At 73.5% G+C, this 17764-nt stretch carries 9 protein-coding genes; 5 read left to right on the top strand and 4 right to left on the bottom strand.

Features of this window, described 5'->3' with window-relative positions:
* The first annotated feature begins 125 nt into the window (after positions 1–125).
* Genes LXT23_RS40530 through LXT23_RS40520 form a run of 3 tightly spaced genes read left to right on the top strand, consistent with a single transcriptional unit; the run spans position 126 to position 3542 of the window.
* Positions 126–779, top strand: a complete 654-nt coding sequence (locus LXT23_RS40530; RefSeq protein ID WP_253985828.1) for an Isoquinoline 1-oxidoreductase subunit — start codon at positions 126–128, stop codon at positions 777–779.
* On the top strand, positions 776–1237 hold the full coding sequence (locus tag LXT23_RS40525; protein WP_253985827.1) for a (2Fe-2S)-binding protein: 462 nt from the start codon (positions 776–778) through the stop codon (positions 1235–1237). Before LXT23_RS40530 ends, LXT23_RS40525 begins: the two co-directional genes overlap by 4 nt.
* A gap of 10 nt (positions 1238–1247) precedes the next feature.
* A complete protein-coding gene (locus LXT23_RS40520; RefSeq protein ID WP_253985826.1) occupies positions 1248–3542 on the top strand; it encodes a xanthine dehydrogenase family protein molybdopterin-binding subunit in 2295 nt (764 codons plus the stop codon).
* 33 nt (positions 3543–3575) lie between these two features.
* Here the strand turns inward: LXT23_RS40520 and LXT23_RS40515 are convergent, their stop codons facing one another.
* A complete protein-coding gene (locus tag LXT23_RS40515; protein WP_253985825.1) occupies positions 3576–5918 on the bottom strand; it encodes a PAS domain-containing sensor histidine kinase in 2343 nt (780 codons plus the stop codon).
* Positions 5919–6132: 214 nt separating this feature from the next.
* Here LXT23_RS40515 and LXT23_RS40510 point away from each other — a divergent pair, with 214 nt between their 5' ends.
* Complete coding sequence (locus LXT23_RS40510) at positions 6133–7662, top strand: M28 family metallopeptidase (RefSeq protein ID WP_253985824.1); 1530 nt, start codon at positions 6133–6135, stop codon at positions 7660–7662.
* Positions 7663–7693: 31 nt separating this feature from the next.
* On the opposite strand, the gene LXT23_RS40505 is transcribed toward LXT23_RS40510, so the two are convergent.
* Complete coding sequence (locus LXT23_RS40505) at positions 7694–10693, bottom strand: tetratricopeptide repeat protein (protein ID WP_253985823.1); 3000 nt, start codon at positions 10691–10693, stop codon at positions 7694–7696.
* A 273-nt stretch (positions 10694–10966) separates the two neighbouring features.
* Here LXT23_RS40505 and LXT23_RS40500 point away from each other — a divergent pair, with 273 nt between their 5' ends.
* Positions 10967–12064 carry a serine hydrolase domain-containing protein gene (locus LXT23_RS40500; protein ID WP_253985822.1) on the top strand — a complete coding sequence of 366 codons (1098 nt, stop codon included), beginning with the start codon at positions 10967–10969 and terminating at the stop codon, positions 12062–12064.
* Between the two features lie 4 nt (positions 12065–12068).
* On the opposite strand, the gene LXT23_RS40495 is transcribed toward LXT23_RS40500, so the two are convergent.
* Together LXT23_RS40495 and LXT23_RS40490 are read right to left on the bottom strand one after the other, a co-directional pair.
* A complete protein-coding gene (locus LXT23_RS40495) occupies positions 12069–14378 on the bottom strand; it encodes an AAA family ATPase (protein ID WP_253985821.1) in 2310 nt (769 codons plus the stop codon).
* A 1-nt stretch (position 14379) separates the two neighbouring features.
* The gene (locus LXT23_RS40490) at positions 14380–17760 is read right to left on the bottom strand and encodes an AAA family ATPase (RefSeq protein WP_253985820.1); all 3381 of its coding nucleotides are present in this window, start codon (positions 17758–17760) and stop codon (positions 14380–14382) included.
* Between the last annotated feature and the right edge of the window lie 4 nt (positions 17761–17764).

Here is a 17764-nt window from a genome sequence, read left to right as displayed (position 1 = left end):
GGCGGCCAGGGCAGACGCCTCACTTCACCGCCCGTCGGGCCGAGTCCTGTCTGGAAGGTGCTGAAATTCCGGCGTTGCGCATATTCGCCTTGTGGTCGGGCACGACTTGCCGGAGCCTTGGAGCGATGCAGCCATCTCTTCCGGTCATGGCCTCGCTCTTCATCCTCCTGGGTGCTGGAGGCTGCAAGCGAGAGCCCGATGCGGCGGCGGCCCGACTGGCGGCGCTGCCCGAGGTCGCCCCCAACGCGCTCCGCTCCCCGGAGGTCTTCGCGGCCATCGCCGACAAGGGGGAGCGCTCGCGCGCGCTCTTCCTGGAGGCGAGCCGCGTGCTCCTCCACCCGCGCTGCGCCAACTGCCACCCGGCCGGCGACGTGCCCCTGCAGGGCATGGACGGGCAGCCGCACTACCCGCCAGTCCTGCGCGGGCCCGAGGACAAGGGTGTGGTGGGGCTGGAGTGCACGAGCTGCCACCAGGACCGGAACCTGGAACTGGCGCGTGTGCCCGGGGCGCCGAACTGGCACCTGGCGCCCCTCGAGATGGCGTGGGTGGGCAAGACGCCGCGCTACATCTGCGAGCAGCTCAAGGACCCGAAGCGGAACGGAGGCAAGACGTTGGCGCAGATTGTCGAGCACAACGCCCACGACGAGCTGGTGGGCTGGGGCTGGAAACCGGGTGATGGGCGGGAGCCCGCGCCGGGCACCCAGGAGCAGTTCGGCGCCATCGTGGCCGCCTGGGCGGAGACGGGCGCCGAGTGCCCGGGTGAGGAGGCACGGCCATGACCATCCGCGTTCGCGTCAACGGTGAAGAGAAGGAGCTCGATGTCGACCCCGAGATGCCGCTGCTCTGGGCGCTGCGGGACGTCCTCAACCTCACCGGGACGAAGTATGGCTGCGGCCAGGCGCTGTGCGGCGCCTGCACCATCCACCTGGACGGGCAGACGGTGCGCGCGTGCGTGACGCCGGTGCGCCGCGCGGACGGGCGCTCCGTCACGACGATTGAAGGCCTGTCGCCGGAGGGGAACCATCCGCTGCAGCGCGCCTGGGTGGAGATGGGCGTGCCCCAGTGTGGCTTCTGCCAGGCGGGGCAGATCATGTGCGCGGCCGCGCTGCTGGCGAAGAAGCCCCAGCCGACGGACGCGGAGATAGACCAGTCGCTGGCCGGCAACCTGTGCCGGTGCGGGACGTACCTGCGCATCCGCGCGGCCGTGAAGAAGGTCGCGGGCGTTCCCGAGGAATGACGAGGACTCCATGACCGAGCGACTCAAGTTGATTTCCCGGCGCTCCTTCCTGGAGGGGCTGAACCTGGCGGTGGGCGGGCTGGCGCTCGGTGTCTTCGCCGCCGACGCGCTCGCGGCCGAGCCCTCCGGACGCACGGGCCCCAAGCCCAGGACGGGCTCCGAGGCCATCGAGAAGAGCGCCCCGGGGCTGAACCCGAACGCCTTCGTCCACGTGGCCCCGGATGGCCTGGTCACCATCGTCTGCCACCGCTCGGAGATGGGGCAGGGCATCCGCAGCTCGCTGCCGGTGCTCATCGCCGACGAGCTGGGCGCGGACATGGCGCGGGTGAAAATCGTCCAGGCCGACGCCGGCCCGCAGTACGGGGACCAGAACACCGACGGCTCCAACAGCGTCCGCGGCATCTACGAGGACATGCGCCAGGTGGGCGCCACCGCGCGCACCATGCTGGTGGCCGCCGCCGCCAGCCGCTGGAAGGTGAAGCCCGAGGACTGCGAGGCCCGGGACCACGCCGTCTTCCACAAGGGCAGCCAGAAGACGCTGGGCTTCGGCGAGCTGGTGGGCGACGCATCGAAGCGGGCCGTGCCGAAGCGCGAGGCCGTGAAGCTGCGGCCCCGGTCCGAGCTGCGCCGCGTGGGCAGGCAGCTGCCCCTGCTGGACGGGCCGGCCTACGTCAACGGCTCCGCCGTGTTCGGCGCCGACCTCCGCCTGCCGGGGATGCTGGTGGCGGTGATTGCGCGTCCCGCCGTCGCGGGCGGCCGGGTGGTGAAGTTCGACGCCACGCGCGCCCTGGCCGTGCCGGGCGTCAAGCGCGTCATCGAGCTGCCGGCGCCCAAGAAGCCCTTCACCTTCCAGCAGTGGGGTGGGGTGGCGGTGCTGGCGGAGAACACCTGGGCGGCGATGAAGGGCCGCGCGGCGCTGGACATCACCTGGGAGGACGGCCCCAACGCGTCCTACGACTCGAAGCAGTACCGCGAGACGCTGGCCGCGTCGGTGCGCGCGCCGGGCACGGCGGTGCGCAACGTGGGCGACGTGGACGCCGCCCTCCAGAAGGCCGCGCGCGTCATCGAGGCGGAGTACTACATCCCCCACCTGCCGCACGTGCCCATGGAGCCGCCCGTCGCGCTGGCCCGCGTGGACAAGGACAGCTGCGAGGTGTGGGCGCCCACCCAGAATCCGCAGGCCGCGCACATGGTGGCGGCGGGCGTGCTGGGGATGCCGCCCGAGAAGATTCAAGTCCACGTCACCTTCCTGGGCGGTGGCTTCGGCCGCAAGTCGAAGGCGGACTTCATCGCGGAGGTGGTGTGGCTGGCGCGCGAGGCGGGCGTGCCCGTGCGCGTGCAGTGGACGCGCGAGGACGACGTCCGCAACGACTACTACCACTCCGTCAGCACCCAGCGGCTCAGCGCCGGGCTCGACGCGTCCGGCAAGGTCGTCGCATGGCGGCACCGCACGGCCTTCCCTCCCATCGGCTCCACCTTCTCCCCGGCGAACCGGCCGGGCGCCCCGGACCTCCAGCAGGGCGTGACGGACCTGGCGCTCGACATCCCCAACGTCCGCGCCGAGGCGTGCGAGGCCAATGCCCACGTGCGCATCGGCTGGCTGCGCTCCGTCTACAACATCTTCCACGGCTTCGCGGTCAACTCGTTCGTGGACGAGCTGGCCCACGCCAAGGGCGTGGACCCGCGCGACATGCTCCTGGAGGTGGTGGGGCCGCCGCGGGTGGTGAGCCTCCAGGAGCTGGGCGTCCCCAAGCTGGAGAACTACGGCCAGCCGCTGGACGTGCACCCGGTGGACACCGCGCGCATGCGGCGGGTCATCGAGCGTGTCACCGAGCTGTCCCGGTGGAGCGAGCGCAAGAAGGACGGCCGGGCGCTGGGGCTCGCCGCGCACCGCAGCTTCCTGAGCTACGTGGCCGTCGTCGCGTCGGTGGTGAAGGACCCCAACGGCAAGCTGCGCGTGGACGAGGCGTGGATTGTCGTGGACGCGGGCACGGTCATCAACCCGGACCGCGTCCGCGCGCAGATGGAGGGCTCCATCATCTTCGGGATGAGCCTGGCGCTGCATGGGGAGATCTCCATGAAGAACGGCGCCGTGGAGCAGTCCAACTTCCGCGACTTCAAGCTGGTGCGCATCGGCGAGGCGCCGCGGCGAATCCACGTGGACATCATCCCCAGCGAGGGCGCCCCGGGCGGCATCGGCGAGCCGGGCGTGCCGCCGGTGGCCCCGGCCATCGTCAACGCCGTCTTCGCGCTCACCGGCACCCGCGTGCGCGAGCTGCCCCTGTCGAAGGCGCTGGCGGTGTGAGGGCGGGAGCCCGGGGGGCCTCCCGGGCTCCTGTCAGTGGGTCGTCGCGTAGGGCGGCCGCTCGGGCGAGGTGAGCGGCAGCTCCACCGTGAAGGTCGCCCCCTGGCCCTGCTGGCTCTCCGCGCGGAGGGTGCCCTGGTGGGCCTCCACGATGCGGCGGGTGATGAAGAGGCCGAGCCCCAGGCCGCCGTAGTTGCGAGTGGAGACGGCGCGCCCGAACTTGTCGAAGATGCGCGAGAGGTTCTCCGGGGCAATGCCAATGCCCTCGTCCCGCACGACGAGGCGGGCCGCCCCGGGCAGCTGCTCCACCTTCAGCACCACGGGCCTGCCGGGGCCATACTTGATGGCGTTGGACAGCAGGCCGCGCACCACCTGCTCCAGCCGGTGCCGGTCCCACCAGCCCTTCACCGGGCCGGGCGTCTCCAGGCGCAGCTCGCTGCCCGCCTGCGCCGCCTGGGAGCGGAACTGCTCCGCGACCTCCCGGATGACGGCCGACAGGTCCACGGACTCGCGCCTCAGGGACAGCGTCTCCCCCGCCAGCTGCGTCACGTCCAGCAAGTCATTGATGAGGGCCGCCAGCTTGCGCACCTGCAGGGACGCGCTCTCCGCCGTGCTCAGCACCCGGTCTCGAAGGTGGGCCATGGACACGTCCGTCCGCGCCTCGCGCGCGAGCCCCTGCAGCTTGATTTGAAGCGGCGTGAGCGGCGTCTTGAGCTCGTGGGAGGCGACGGTGAGGAACTCGTCACGCAGCCGCACCGACTCCTGGAGCTGGGCCTCGGTCTGCTTCAGCCGCGTCACGTCCTGGAGGGCGAGCGCGACGGTGGCCGGGTGGCCGTGCATGGCCGGGAGCAGTCGCGAGTCGACGAGCAGCGAGTGCCGTCCGGTGAGGGTGTGCCACACGACGGGCTCCTGGTGGAGGGCCTCTCCCCGGGCCGCGCGGACCCCGGGAATCGCCTCCAGGGGGAGGAGGACGCCCGCGTCATCCGTGAGGCGGTACACGCTGCCGTAGCCGTCCGCGGGGACGTCCAGCGGGAAGTGGCCTCCCGCCATGCGGTGGGCGGCCTGGTTCGCGAAGAGGACCCGCCCCGTCCCCGGCTCCATGAGGAGGATGGCGACGGGATTGAGGTCGAGCACCGACTCCAGCCACTGCTGCTGGTGGCCCAGGTGCGTCGCCAGCTCCTCCATCTTCCGCCGGGCCAGCACCTGCTCGGTGATGTCCAGGGAGAAGGAGAGGACGGAGTCCACCCGGCCGTCCGCGTCGCGCAGCGGCTGGTAGGCGACGTTGAAGAAGCGCTCCTCCGGCACGCCCGTGCCCCGCATGTCCAGCCACTGCCGCAGCTCCGGGAGGAAGACGGGCTTGCCGGACGCGTAGACCTGCTCCAGCGTGGCGACGGCCCCCGCCGCGTTCGGGTTGTGCTTCGCCAGCTCCCGCAGCGACTGGCCCATGAGGTCCGTGTTCCGCGAGTATTGGCGGTAGAGGGGGTTGATCAGCGTGAAGCGCAGCTCGGGGGTGCTGATGATGGCGATGGAGGCTGGGACGTTCATCACGACGTCGTAGAGGCGCGCACGCTGGGCCTCCACCTCGGCCTCGGTCCGCTTTCGCTCGGTGATGTCCTCGGCGGTGGAGACCCACTCGCGGACGGCGCCCGTGTCGTCGAACACCGGGACGCTGCGGATGACGACGTCCCGGTACGTCCCATCATGGAAGCGCAGCCGCAGCTCGCCCTGGTATGGATTCCGGGTCTCCAGGGTGGTGGCCCACCGGGTCATGAACCCGGTGCGGTCGCCCGGATGGATGGCGTCGAGCCAGCCCAGCCCCAGGTGGGCCGCATGCGTCTGCCCCGTGAAGGCCAGCCAGCGCGGGCTGGCTTCCCTCAGCTCCCCGCGGCCCGTGGTGGTCCACACCGTGTGCGTCATCGCCTCCACGAGCGAGCGGTAGCGCTGCTCGCTCGCCCGGAGCGCCTGGTGGGCCCGCTTGCGCTCCGTCGACTCAATCACGGTGATGCCGACGCCCTGGATGCACCCGGCGCCGTCGCGCACGGGGTAGTAGTTGACCAGGAAGGAGCGCTCGGTGTTGGGCTCCAGGGGCGTGAGCCCGCTCACCTCCAGGTTGAGGACCGGCTCCCCGGACTGCACGACCTTCTGGTAGTGCGCCTCGACGTAGGGCCAGATGCCCGGGAGGATGTCGCGAATCTTCCGGCCCAGGTGGGCCTCGCGGGGAAGGCCGTTCATCGCGGCCAGGGCGTCATTGATGTGGATGTACCGGAAGTCCAGGTCCACGAAGGCCAGCCCGATGGGGGCGCTGGCCACCATGGTCTCGAGGAACAACCGGGCCTGGTCGGCGGTGATGCCTTCGATGGCCTCCCTGTCCGTCAAGCTCGCGCCATGGCCCAACACGCATACCCCCGCGTCCAACCTGGAGGCTGCTCATCTTGGACTCTTCCCGGGAGCGGAGGGGCCTGGCAGCCGCCCTGCCGGCCCGGTGGCTGGAGGTCCTGGGCAAGGCGTGGGAATTCCTGATGGTCCTTGAAGCCAGGGGGCGGGCGTGGGGATGCTGGCGCCCGCTCTCCCCACCCGAGGTGTCCCCCGCATGTCCCGCTTCCGCCTGTCGTGCAGCCTCGCCGCGCTCTGCCTCGCCCTGGTCTCGCCAGACGTCGCGAGGGCCGAGGAGGCCCCTCCAGCCGCGCGCGAGCGCGAGGCCACGCTGCTCGTCGGAGCGGTGCTCGGGGGCACGCCGATGATTGAAGACCTGCGCTCGCTGGTGGACGAGGTGGGCGGCCGGGCCACGGGCTCGGAGTCCAACCACCGCTCGGTGGAGTGGGCGCTGGAGCGCTTCCGCGCGGCCGGGGTGACGGCGCGCGCGGAGCCCTTCCGGATGCCGGCGCTCTGGCTGGAGCGCTCCGCCAGCGCCACCGTGCAGGGCCCGGGCCTGCGCTTCGCGCCGCGCGTGGCCGCGATGCCGTTCTCCGCCGCCACGCCGCAGGGCGGCCTCACCGCGCCGCTGCTGGACGCGGGCCGGGGCACGGCGGCGGACTTCACCCGCATGGGCGCGAAGGCGAAGGGCGCCTTCCTCCTGGTGGAGACGGACGAGCTCCGGGACGTGGACGGGCTGTTCCGCGAGTACAACGAGGCGGTGGGCATCGAGTCCCGCGCGTTCGCCTCGGGCGCGGCCGGCGTCGTGTACATGGGCAGCCGGCCCGGCAACCAGCTCTACCGGCACAACGTCTCCGTGGGGCCGAAGAACACGCGGCCCATGATGGTGATGGAGCGCGACGGGGCGAAGCGCGCGCAGCGGCTCCTGCGCGCCGGCACGGCCCTGAAGCTGGGCGCGGTGCTGGACCTCGAGTTGGGAGGCCCCTACGAGGCCCGCAACGTCATTGGCGAGATTCGCGGCACCACGCGGCCGGACGAGGTCGTCGTCCTGGGCGCGCACCTGGACAGCTGGGACCTGGGCGGCGGCGCGCTCGACAACGGCGCCAACGTGGCGATGCTCATCGACCTCGCGCGGCAGATGCAGCGGCTGGGCCTGAAGCCCGCGCGCACCATCCGCTTCGCGCTGTGGAACGGCGAGGAGCAGGGCATGCACGGCTCGGCGGGCTACGTGCACTCGCACGCGGCGGAGCTGGACGGGCACGCCATGGCGCTGTCGGTGGACATCGGCTGCGGCCGCATCACCGGCTTCTTCACCAACGGCCGCCCGCCGCTGGTGCCGCTGGTGGACAAGGCGCTGAAGCCTGCGGCGGGGCTGGGGCCCTTCACGCAGGTGGACGTGCCGGTGGTGGGCACCGACAACCTGGACTTCATGCTGCACGGCGTGGCCAACCTCATCGCCAACCAGGAGGCGGCCACCTACGGGCCCAACTACCACGCGCGCTCGGACGAGTTCGAGCAGTGCGACGCGCGGACGCTGCGCACCAACGCGGCCGTGGTGGGCGCGCTCGCCTGGGGCTTCGCCACCATGGAGGAGCGGCTGCCCCGCCAGGGCCGCGCGGAGGTGGAGGCGCTCATGAAGAGCACCGACCTCACGCAGCAGATGAAGTCCTTCAACGTCTGGGACGAGTGGGCCGCCGGCACCCGCGGCCGTCCTCCCGAGCGTCAGGCCGCGCCCGCCACGCGCTGACGCCCCGCGCACGAACGGGGCCCGCGCCGCTTCAGCGCACGCCCCGCTCGGCGAGCCACTTGTCGATGGCCCCGAGCGTCGAGGCCGGGGCCGCGTCATCACCGAGGCCCAGGGCTTTCGCCTTCCGGGCCAGCTCGACGGCGCGCTCCCGGTCCCTGGCCGACTCCCAGAGCGCGCGGGCCAGCAGGAAGTGCGCCTGGGTGCGCTGGCCGGGGCCGGGCGTGGCGCGCTCCCAGCCGGCCACGGCGCGCTCCAGCGGGGCGAGCGCCTCGGTGGGCTGGCCCGCCCGCAGGTGCGCGGTGCCCAGGTCCGTGAGGGCCACCGTCCACTGGGCATAGGCGTCGTCCTTCTGGCTGAGCTGCACGTCGGCGGCGCGCTGGGCGTACGTCACCGCCTCCGGGTAGCGCTCCAGGCGGACGAGCGCGCGGGCGACCATGCGCAGCATCGGCACGATGCCGGCGTGCCGCGGGCCCAGCTGCTTCTCCTTGATGAGCAGCGTGGCCTGGAGGCGTGCCAGGGCCTCCTCCATCTTCCCCTGCACGAAGTAGAGCAGGCCCATGTTGCCGAGGACGACGGACGCGCCCATGGACTCCGGCCCGTCCGTCTTCCCGACGATGACGAGCGCTCGCTCGTAGAGGGGCAGCGCCTCGTCGTGGCGGCCCTGCATCAGGAGCGTCGACGCCAGGTCGTTGAGCGCGTCGTAGACGCGGGGATGCTCGGGGCCCAGGGACTGCGTCAGCGCCGCCAGCACCTCGCGGGAGATGCTCTCGGCATCCGCCAGCGCGCCCTGCGTGCGAAGCACGGGCACCATGGCCAGCCGGACGCGCAGCACCTCGGGGTGCTCCGGGCTCAGGGCCTGCCGCGTCAGCGCGGCCGCCCGCTCCACGTGCGCGCGGGCCTCGTCCAGGCGGCCCTGCTCCAGGCGGGTGGTGCCCAGCTCCTGGTACACGTCCGCCGCTTCCAGGCTGTCCGGGCCGAAGGTGTGCTTCACCCGCTCCAGCGCCTGCAGCTCCTGGGCGTGGGCCTCCTCGAAGCGGCCCTGCTTGCGCAGCAGGGTGCCGGTGTACGTCAGGAGATTCACCCGCAGCAGGTCGTTGCCCGCGCCGAGCCGGTCGATGGCGGCGGCGGCCCGGCTCCTCCAGCGCGTGGCCAGCTCGTACTCGTCCAGCCCCACGGTGGACACGCGCACCAGCAGCGTCCATGCCCGCGCGGCCACCGCGTCCTGGCGCGTGGCCTCCGCCGCGTCCACGGCCTCGAAGAGGGCGGCCTCCGCGCCCTTCCAGTCACCGGCGCCCTCGCGCAGCTCGCCCAGCAGCAGGTGGGCCTCGGCGCCCTCGCGGGGGTCCGCCGCCTCGCGCGCCGCCTTCGCCACCGGCTCCACCAGCGCCACGCCTTCCTTGTAGCGGCCGGTGTTCTTCAGCGCGCGGCCCCGCGCCAGCGCGTCGCGCAGCACGCTCCTGCGCTCGCGCGTGGCCGCGTCTTCGGGGGCGGGCGCGCCTCCGGGCACCAGCGCCTCCGAGCAGCCCGACAGTGGAGGCAGGGCCTTCGCCGCGCGGTGCGCCTGGTCCACCGTCCCGGCGTCGGCCTGGGACAGGAGCCGCGACAGCGCCGCCACGTCCGCCAGCCGGCTGTCGAGGCAGCGCATGCGCCAGGCGAGCACCTCCTCGGACTGCTCGCCGCGCACGCGGGTGGCCTCGCAGGCGGTGGTGCGCGTCGTCACCCAGCCGGCGGTGTACGCGTCCAGCTCGCGCCGCACGCGCTGCCAGGTCTCGGCAGCGTAGGGCCGGCCGGTGGCGAGGAAGGAGGACTCGATGGCCCGCTGCTGCTCCGGGCTCCAGAGGGCGGTGAGCTGCGCCGCCGCGCCGTCACACGCCTGGGCCCGGCGCGTGTGGAGGGTGTGGGTGAGGCCGACCGCGGCGGCGAGCAGCGCTACGCCTCCGGCGATGGAGAGCCCCCGGCGCCAACGCACGGCCGGGTCTCGCTGGAGCGCGGCGAGCAGGGACTCCATCGACGGGAAGCGCTCATCGGGGCGGACGGCCAGCCCGCGCAGCAGCACGCGGCGGAGCCACGGAGGCACGCGCGTGCCCGCGGTTGGAGAGCGCACGCGCCCCGCGCCCACCTCGGCGGACAGCGCGGACAGGGAGGTGCCCTCGAAGGGGCGCTCGCCGTAGAGGGCCTCGTGCAGCGTCACGCAGAAGGCGAACTGGTCTCCGCCCGGGCCTGGACGGGCGCCGTCGCAGAGCTGCTCCGGCGCCATGTAGGCCGGCGAGCCGCCCGTGGCCGAGCGGTCCAGGCCGCCCCGCTCGGGAAGGGTGAGGCCCGCGGGCAGTACGGGCCGCTCACCCGAGGGCGCTCCCAGGTGCGCGAGGCCGAAGTCGGTGACGCGCACGCGCCCGTCGCGGCCCACGAGCAGGTTCTCCGGCTTGAAGTCGCCGTGCACCACGCCCGCCGCATGGGCCGCCGCGAGGCCCCGGCCCGCGTCCAGGAAGAGGGCCAGCACCTGTCGCCAGGGGCGGGGCGCGGCCTTCAGCCACTCGCGCAGCGTCTGCGCCTCCACCCGCTCCATGGCCAGGAAGACCTGCCCGTCGAAGGTGCCCACGTCATAGACAGGCACCACATGCGGGTGTGAGACGCGGGCCATGGCCTGGGCCTCGCGCAGGAGCCAGGCGCGGCCCCGCTCCGCCCCCAGGCCGGGCGCTCCCACGCGCAGCAGCTTGAGGGCCACGCGCCGGTCCAGCTCCGGGTCATACGCGCTGTAGACGACGCCCATGCCGCCCGCGCCCAGCGGCTCCAGCACGAGATAGCGGCCCACCGCGGTGCCCTTCTCCAGCGGAGCCCCGTCACGCGTGGGCGACAGTTCCGGCTCGCGTTCGCTGCCCGGCTCCTCCGGGTTCTGGGCCCGCAGGCCCTGGGCCACCAGTTGCCGGCAGGCGCTGCACGTGTCGAGGTGGGCGTCCACCTCCGTCTGCTGCTCAGGCGGGAGCTCGCCCAGCAGCAACTTCATGAAGACGGACTCGTCGATGCACTGCATGGGAAGCACGCCCTCCGGGAGGAGTCACGCGAGGACGGTACGGGCGCCGGGGGGGAGGGAAGCGGGCCGAAGATAGCATCCCTCCCGCCGAGACGAGCCCTGGGTGTTTCCAGACGCGGGGCCGTCCGGTGTGTCGGCGCGACACGTCGGCGTGCCCGCGCGACACGTCGCCACTTGCAGGGAGGTGTGCCGCCACGGGGCGTTCCGAGGGGCCAGGGCGAGGGCATGTCGCTTGCTCAGGGAGGGGCATCCCCACGCTCCACCGGAGGCACCATGACGACCGAGGCGAAGGACCCCACGCGGCTGAAGCAGCTCCTGGAGGATGGCATCCGCGCGTACCTGGGAGGCGAGGACGTGATTGGCGTGTCGGCGGCCATCGCCGTGGGCAACGCCCGTGCGGCCTATACGGCGGGGCTGGCGGACCGGGAGGCGAAGCGGCCGGTGAAGGACGACACGATGTTCATCATCGGCTCCGTCCAGAAGGTGTTCACCAACACGCTGGCCGCGGCGCGCATCGTGGAAGGGAAGCTGTCGCTGGATGACCAGATCACCCGCTTCCTGCCCGCGGAGGTCCGGGAGGAGGGGAGCGTCATCCGGCAGGTCACCCCCGCCAACCTGGGCACGATGACGGCGGCGATGCCCTCGGCCAACGTGAAGGGCCATCCCGCTGGCGCGCTCTACGCGGGCGAGCCTCCCACGGCACCGATGCTGGACTTCTGGAAGACGTTCAACCCCGAGCGGCACATCGGCACCAGCTACCTCTACGCGAACATGAGCGAGGTGACGCAGGGCTTCACCACGGTGTTCGCGGCGGGGCGGACGTACCCGGAGCTGTTTGCGGCGGACATCCAGGGGCCGCTGTCGATGAAGGACACCGTGGTGAGCCTGAACGGGTTCTCTCCGGAGCGCATCGCCCAGGGCTACTCGAAGACGGGCAAGCGCGTGGACTACCGGGGCGTGGGCTTCAACTCCACCGCGTCCGACATGCTGCGCTTCCTGGAGGGCAACCTCTTCCGTGTGCCGAGCATGCCGCTGCTGACGTACCGGGCCATGAGCCTGGCCCACCAGCCCCGCTTCCAGATTGCGCCGGGGCACTCCATCGGCCTCGCCTGGTACACCACCGAGGTGGGGCAGGGCGCGCGGGTGGTGAGCAAGGCGGGAGGCAACGCGGGCTTCCTCGCATGGGTCGGCTTCATCCCCGAGCGCGCCGCCGCCGTGGTCCTGCTCACCAATGGGCACCCCCCCTCGTCGCAGTCGCTTCCCGCCACGGGCAAGGCCATTCTACTGAAGGCCGCCGGTATCGACCCTCAGTCCATCGTCCCCCACGAGGACGCGGACGGCGGCATCCAGCCGGAGGCCATGGACGCCTGAAGCCTCACGTCACGCCGCCCAGCTCCACCTTCCCGTCCGCCCCCATCCGGAGCACGACCTGGCCGGGTGGGGCGCTCGCGTGCGCCGCGAGCCACTGCGCCAGCGGGGAGACGACGTGCTGCTCCACCGCGCGCTTGAGGGGACGGGCGCCGTAGCGCGCGTCGAAGCCGGTGCGCGCCAGGTGGTCCACCACGTCCTCGCCGAAGGACACCTTCACGCCCCGGCGGGTGAGGCCCTCGCGCGCCAGGGCCGCCTCCAGCGTGCGCCGGGCCAGCGCGCGGATGACCTCCGGCGTGAGGGCCCGGTAGGGCACCACCTGGTCCAGCCGGTTGAGCAGCTCCGGCCGGAAGAAGGCGGTGGCGGCGCCCAGGTAGTGGGCCTCCAGGTCCCTCACGCTTCCACCGCCGAAGCCGAGCGAGCGCCCCGCGCTGTCCGCGCCCAGGTTGCTGGTGAGCAGCACCACCGTGTTGCGGAAGCTGACGGTGCGGCCGGTGCCGTCCGTGAGGCGGCCCTCGCCCAGGACCTGGAGGAGCAAGTCGTGGACGCCCGCGTCCGCCTTCTCCACCTCGTCCAGCAGCACCACGCCGAAGGGCTGCTCGCGCACGCGCCGCGCCAGGCCGCCCTGCTGGCCGCCCACCTCGCCCACCAGCCGCGCCGCGCTGCCGGGGGCCGCGTACTCCGCCATGTCGAAGCGGGCCAGCCGGGCGGTGTCTCCGAAGAGGTACTCCGCCAGCGCGAGCGCCGACTCCGTCTTGCCCACGCCGGTGGGGCCCAGCAGCAGGAAGGCGCCCAGCGGACGGGCCGGGTCCGCCAGCCCCGTCTTCAGCGTGACGATGAGGTTGCGCAGCAGCAGCGTCGCCTCGTCCTGGCCGACGATGCGCTCACGGAAGCGCCGCAGCAGCGCCTCCGGGTCCAACCGGATGGAGCTGTCCACCAGCTCGCGCGGGTAGCCCGTGCGGGTGCAGAAGGCGCGCGTCACGCCCGCCGCGTCCACCTCTCCCGTGGACGTGGGCTCGGCGCTGGCCGCGCGCAGCAGCGACACCGCACCACCGGGAGGCGGGCCGTCGCCGAAGCGCTCGGTCAGCTCCGCGGCGCGCTCCAGCGAGTCCGGCGTGAAGCGCACCTTGCGCGCGCGGGCGACGCGTTGTGACGCCTGCTGGAGCGCGGAGCGCGCGGCGACGGGGGCCAGCGGCGCCACGGCCAGGTGCCGCAGGGCCTGGAGGAACGTCCCATGCGTCCGCTCCGCGCGGGCCACGTCCTCCGGGGTGGCCTCCACCACCAGCGCCACCTCGCCGCCCTCCAGGGAGGGCAGCAGGTGTCGCGCCACGTCCAGCCCCGTGTCGCCGCCGCCCAGCGAGAGCAGCTCCGACAGGCTGTCCAGGTGCAGCACCGCGCGGCGCACGCGGAGCGCCTCCACCATGCGCTGCACGCGCTCCTGCCACTGCCCCAGGTAGCGCATGCCGGCCATGATGCGGCCGCCGGACGTGCTGTACACCTCCAGGCCGTGCAGCGGGTGGCCGGCGGCCGCGGCTTCGGCACGCTGGACCAACTCATGGACCAGCGCCGTCTTTCCCACGGAGGGCGGGCCCACCAGCAGCACGCTGGCGCGGGTGGCCGAAGTGACGGCCTCGGCGAGCCGGGACACCTCGGCCTCGCGCTCCCAGGCCCGCTCCAGCAGCCCGGCGCGCGCCTCTTCGTTGAGGCAGCGGCTCGCCTCCGCGAGTCCCGGGGGCGGGGGCGGGCGCCGCTGCTTGCGCGTCGTCGTCTCCTCCGCCGCACGGGCGCGAGGCGTCGTCCGCGCGCGCGCGGGCACCGACAGCGTCTCCACCGACTCCTCGCCCGTGTAGGCCAGCTCGTGCAGCCGCTCCAGCGGTGCCATGTACAGCTCGTGGCGCACCAGCTCCTCCACGTACGCCTCCAGGTCCGCCGCGTCATGCAGCAGCCCCTGCACGTTCAGCCGGGGCACCCAGACCTGGAGCGGGCCCTTCACGGCCTGGCCCCGGCTCGCCGTCCGGGCCTTCGCGCGGCGCCCGCCATGCGTCACCACGGTGAGGCGCAGGGGCACCGGCAGCAGCCGCCCGTGCTGGAGGGCGCGCACGGTGAGGACCATGCGGCGCTGGCGCAGGTCCTCCCAGTGCGTCTCGTCGTCGATGAGCTCACCGCGCTTGATGAGGCGGCCCAGCACCTCCGCGAGGTCGAGCCGCGCGGCGCCCAGGTCCTCGGCGAACGAGGCCAGGTACGGGTGCGTGAGCACGTGCGCCGCCACGCCCAGGCCGGGGTAGCGCCGCACGAAGAGGTGGAAGTTCTTGTCCATGTCAGCCCTCCTCCCGGGCCGCCCGCCGCAGCACGCGCCCCGCCCAGGCCAGCGCCTCCGCGGGAGCGCGCCGGCTAGCCAGGTGCGTCAGCGCGCGCTCATTGCCTTCCACCACCACGCGGCTCGGCCCCTGCGCCGGTGCAGTTCCCGCGCGCCGGGCCTCCCGCTCCGTGGCGCGCAGCGCGTCTCGCGCCGCCACCGCCCGCGACACGTCGTCCAGCAGGCCCACGTCGCCCGCCAGCAGCTCCACGCGCACGGGCGCCGGGCGCACCACGTCACCGCGCGGGCTCTCCACCAGCGCGTAGCCCTCCAGCGGCGCGAGCACCTCCGCCAGTCCGAAGGCCGCCAGGCTCACGGCCATGCGCCGCAGCCGCACGGCCGCGGGGCGGGGCACACCGGGCGATGCCCATGCGACGCGGCCGTCCGGCTCCACCCACTCCTCGTGCACCACGGCGCGGCCCAGCGCCTGCGGCAGCGCGCGCGCCATCGCCTCCAGCGCGGAGCCCGGCGTGTCGCCCAGGCCCTCCACCAGCACCGTGCGCACGTCCGGTCCGCGCGCGCGGCACGCGAGCTGGTGCGCCAGCCACTCCACCTCGTCCCGCAGGGCCACCACCCGGGGCCGGCAGCGGCGCAGGCGCTCCTCGCGAGACACCGGCAGGGGCACGGCGGACCAGGCCGGCCGGGGCCTGAGGCCGCCGCGCCCGGGGTTGCGGCTCCAGTCGCGGTCGTGCTCGTGCTCCTTGGGCACGGCGTGCTCGGTCTCGAGGTACTCGCGGTCCGCCAGCTCGTTCTCGCGGATGTCCACGGCCTCCGCGGCCAGGCGCTCCATTCGCTCCAGCAGCTCCACCGCCTCCGGGTGCACGTCGCCAGGCTTCGGCCGCGCCGCCTCCCGGGCCGACAGCGCCCCCAGCCGTGCCTCCTGCTCCTCCAGCACCCGCGACACCTCCGACAGCGTCCAGGTGGCCGGGTCCGGCTCGGGCGCCCACGCAGGCTCCCGCACCATCAGCTCCACGGACAGGCCCATGTCGTCGCCCCGGCGGAACAGCTCCACCCGGGCCAGGTCCTCGGCGCCGCGCTGCACCAGGTGGTGGGCCAGCGGCACGGTGAGCCGCCGCTCCAGGGCGCGCTTCAGGGGACGCGCGCCGTAGCGCGGGTCATAGGCCTGCTCCACGAGCAGATCGAGCAGCGGTGACTCCACCTCCACCAGCACGTTGCCGCGGCGGATGCCCCGGCGGGACAGCATGGACTCCAGCGCATGCTGCACCACCACGCGCAGCGCGGCGGGCGTCAGCGAGCGGAAGGGCACCACCCTGTCCAGCCGGTTGAAGAACTCCGGGCGGAAGAAGGCGCGCACCGCGGAGAGGTAGTGCGCCTCCGCGCCCCCCGGGTCCCTGTGGAAGCCGGTGCGGTTGGCGGCCTCGCGCACGCCCAGGTTGGAGGTGAGCACCACCACCGCCTGGCGCGCGTCCACCGTGCGCCCCGCGCCGTCCGTCAGCCGCCCCTCGCCGAGGAACTGGAGCAGGGCATCGAAGATGCGCGGGTGGGCCTTCTCCACCTCGTCGAAGAGCACCACGCAGAAGGGCTGGGTGCGCAGCGCCGTGGTCAGCTCCCCGTCCGGCGCGCCCGGCTGGCCGAGCAGCCGGGTGAGGCTGGCGGCGGAGACGAACTCGGACATGTCGAAGCGCACCAGGCGCCCCTCGCTGCCGAACAGCGTCCGGGCCAGCGCCTTGGCCGTCTCCGTCTTGCCCACGCCGGTGGGGCCCACGAAGAGGTAGGTGGCCAGCGGCTTGTCCGGCGGCTGGAGCGAGCGCTGCAACGTGAGGATGGCGTCCACCACGGCGGAGACGGCTTCTGGCTGGCCCGCCACCTGCGCGGCCAGCTCGCGCTCCAGCGCCTCGCGCGGCTTCGGCGGCGCGCTGCCCAGCACGAAGTCCGGCAGGCCCGTCTGCTCGCGCATGGCGGAGGTGACGTCCTCCTCCGTGAAGCGGCGCACGTTCCCCTCCAACTGCCCGGGCCTCGCCACCACGCGGCGCAGCAGCCGGACCGCCTTGCCCGGGAAGGCCTCGTGCGCCACGAAGCGCTGCTGCAAGTCCAACAGCGTCTCCAGGGCCAGCGGAGACAGCCGCACCGCGCCGTCGCGGTTGTCGGACTCCAGGTCCCTCAGCGTGCCCAGCAGGGCGGGCAGCGTGGCGCGCGCGTCCAGCGCCGGCACGTGCACCACGCGGAAGAGCGAGGCGAAGGTGGGGGCCTCCTCGCGCACGCGCTCGAAGCGCTCCGGCGTGGACTCGGCCAGCACGGTGAGCTCGCCGCGTGCGAGGTGAGGCTCGAGGTACTGCGCCACGTTGGTGCGCTCGCTGCGCGTGCGCCCCGCGTAGACGAGCGAGGCCAGGTCGTCCACGTAGAGGAGGTCACCCACCTCCACCAGCTCCCGCACCACGGCCCGTGCGCGGGCCTCCCACTGGCCCACGTACATCATGCCCGCGATGAACTGGTTGCCGTCCACGCGCCACACGTCGCGGCGCACGCCGGCCGCGTCCTGCCGGGCGGTGAGGCGGCTGACGACCTCGTGCACCAGCGCCGTCTTCCCGGCGCCGGACGGGCCCACCAGCACCAGCGCGGCGCCCTCGCGGCCCTCCAGCGCGTCCACCACCTCGCGCACCAGGGCCTCGCGGCCGAAGCAGCGCTCCAGGCCTTCGTCTCGCGCGCCATGGCTCAGGTTGCGCGCCACCTCGCGCAGCTCCACCAGCGACAGGCGGCGCCGGTTGCGGCGGGCCTCGCGCTCCGCCGGCGTCTCCGGGGGCGCTTCCTCCTTCTTCTGGCCGGGCGTCTTGCGACGGCGGGGCGGGGTGGGGGGCTTGGGCGGCGTCCGGGGGAGGATGGTGGGCGCGTACGCATCCACCTCCAGCAGCTCCAGGCGCTCACGGCCCTGGGCCCAGCGCTCACCCAGGTCCTCCAGGTCGTGCTCCAGACACCACGCGCCCAGCCGCCGCGCGAGCGCCTCGGGCAGCGCGTCCGGGTGGGCGAGCGCGAAGCGCGCCTCGGGCATCCGCGTGGGCGTCACCACCCAGAAGGTGTCGCGGGGCCACTTCTCCACCAGCACGGCCATCCGGCCCTTCAGGACGACGCGCTTGTTCTTCTCGCGGTCCTTCACCTCCGTGTCCACCTTGACGTGGCGCAGGGCCACGTGCGGCGGGTGCTGATAGTCCGCCACCTTCGCGGCGTCCTCCTTCTCGAAGCGCTCCATCACGGAGAGCGCCAGCTCGTCGCGCAGCGCGGAGAGGCTGGAGCCCACCTTGTGCAGGGCCGGCCAGAAGGTGGGAATCCACACCTCCACCAGCCGTCCGCCGAGCGGTGACACCACCATGGGAAGCTTGAGGTCCATGGCG

Source organism: Pyxidicoccus xibeiensis (assembly GCF_024198175.1).
Classification (GTDB): Bacteria; Myxococcota; Myxococcia; order Myxococcales; family Myxococcaceae; genus Myxococcus; species Myxococcus xibeiensis.
The sequence above is the reverse complement of the archived record's forward strand: the minus strand, read 5'-3'. Positions and strand labels throughout refer to the sequence as shown.

Coding starts and splice junctions, on each gene's coding strand:
- LXT23_RS40530 (WP_253985828.1), top strand. CDS start 126: ATGCAGCCATCTCTTCCGGTCATGGCCTCGCTCTTCATCCTCCTGGGT.
- LXT23_RS40510 (WP_253985824.1), top strand. CDS start 6,133: ATGTCCCGCTTCCGCCTGTCGTGCAGCCTCGCCGCGCTCTGCCTCGCC.
- LXT23_RS40505 (WP_253985823.1), bottom strand. CDS start 10,693: ATGCAGTGCATCGACGAGTCCGTCTTCATGAAGTTGCTGCTGGGCGAG.
- LXT23_RS40525 (WP_253985827.1), top strand. CDS start 776: ATGACCATCCGCGTTCGCGTCAACGGTGAAGAGAAGGAGCTCGATGTC.
- LXT23_RS40520 (WP_253985826.1), top strand. CDS start 1,248: ATGACCGAGCGACTCAAGTTGATTTCCCGGCGCTCCTTCCTGGAGGGG.
- LXT23_RS40500 (WP_253985822.1), top strand. CDS start 10,967: ATGACGACCGAGGCGAAGGACCCCACGCGGCTGAAGCAGCTCCTGGAG.
- LXT23_RS40495 (WP_253985821.1), bottom strand. CDS start 14,378: ATGGACAAGAACTTCCACCTCTTCGTGCGGCGCTACCCCGGCCTGGGC.
- LXT23_RS40490 (WP_253985820.1), bottom strand. CDS start 17,760: ATGGACCTCAAGCTTCCCATGGTGGTGTCACCGCTCGGCGGACGGCTG.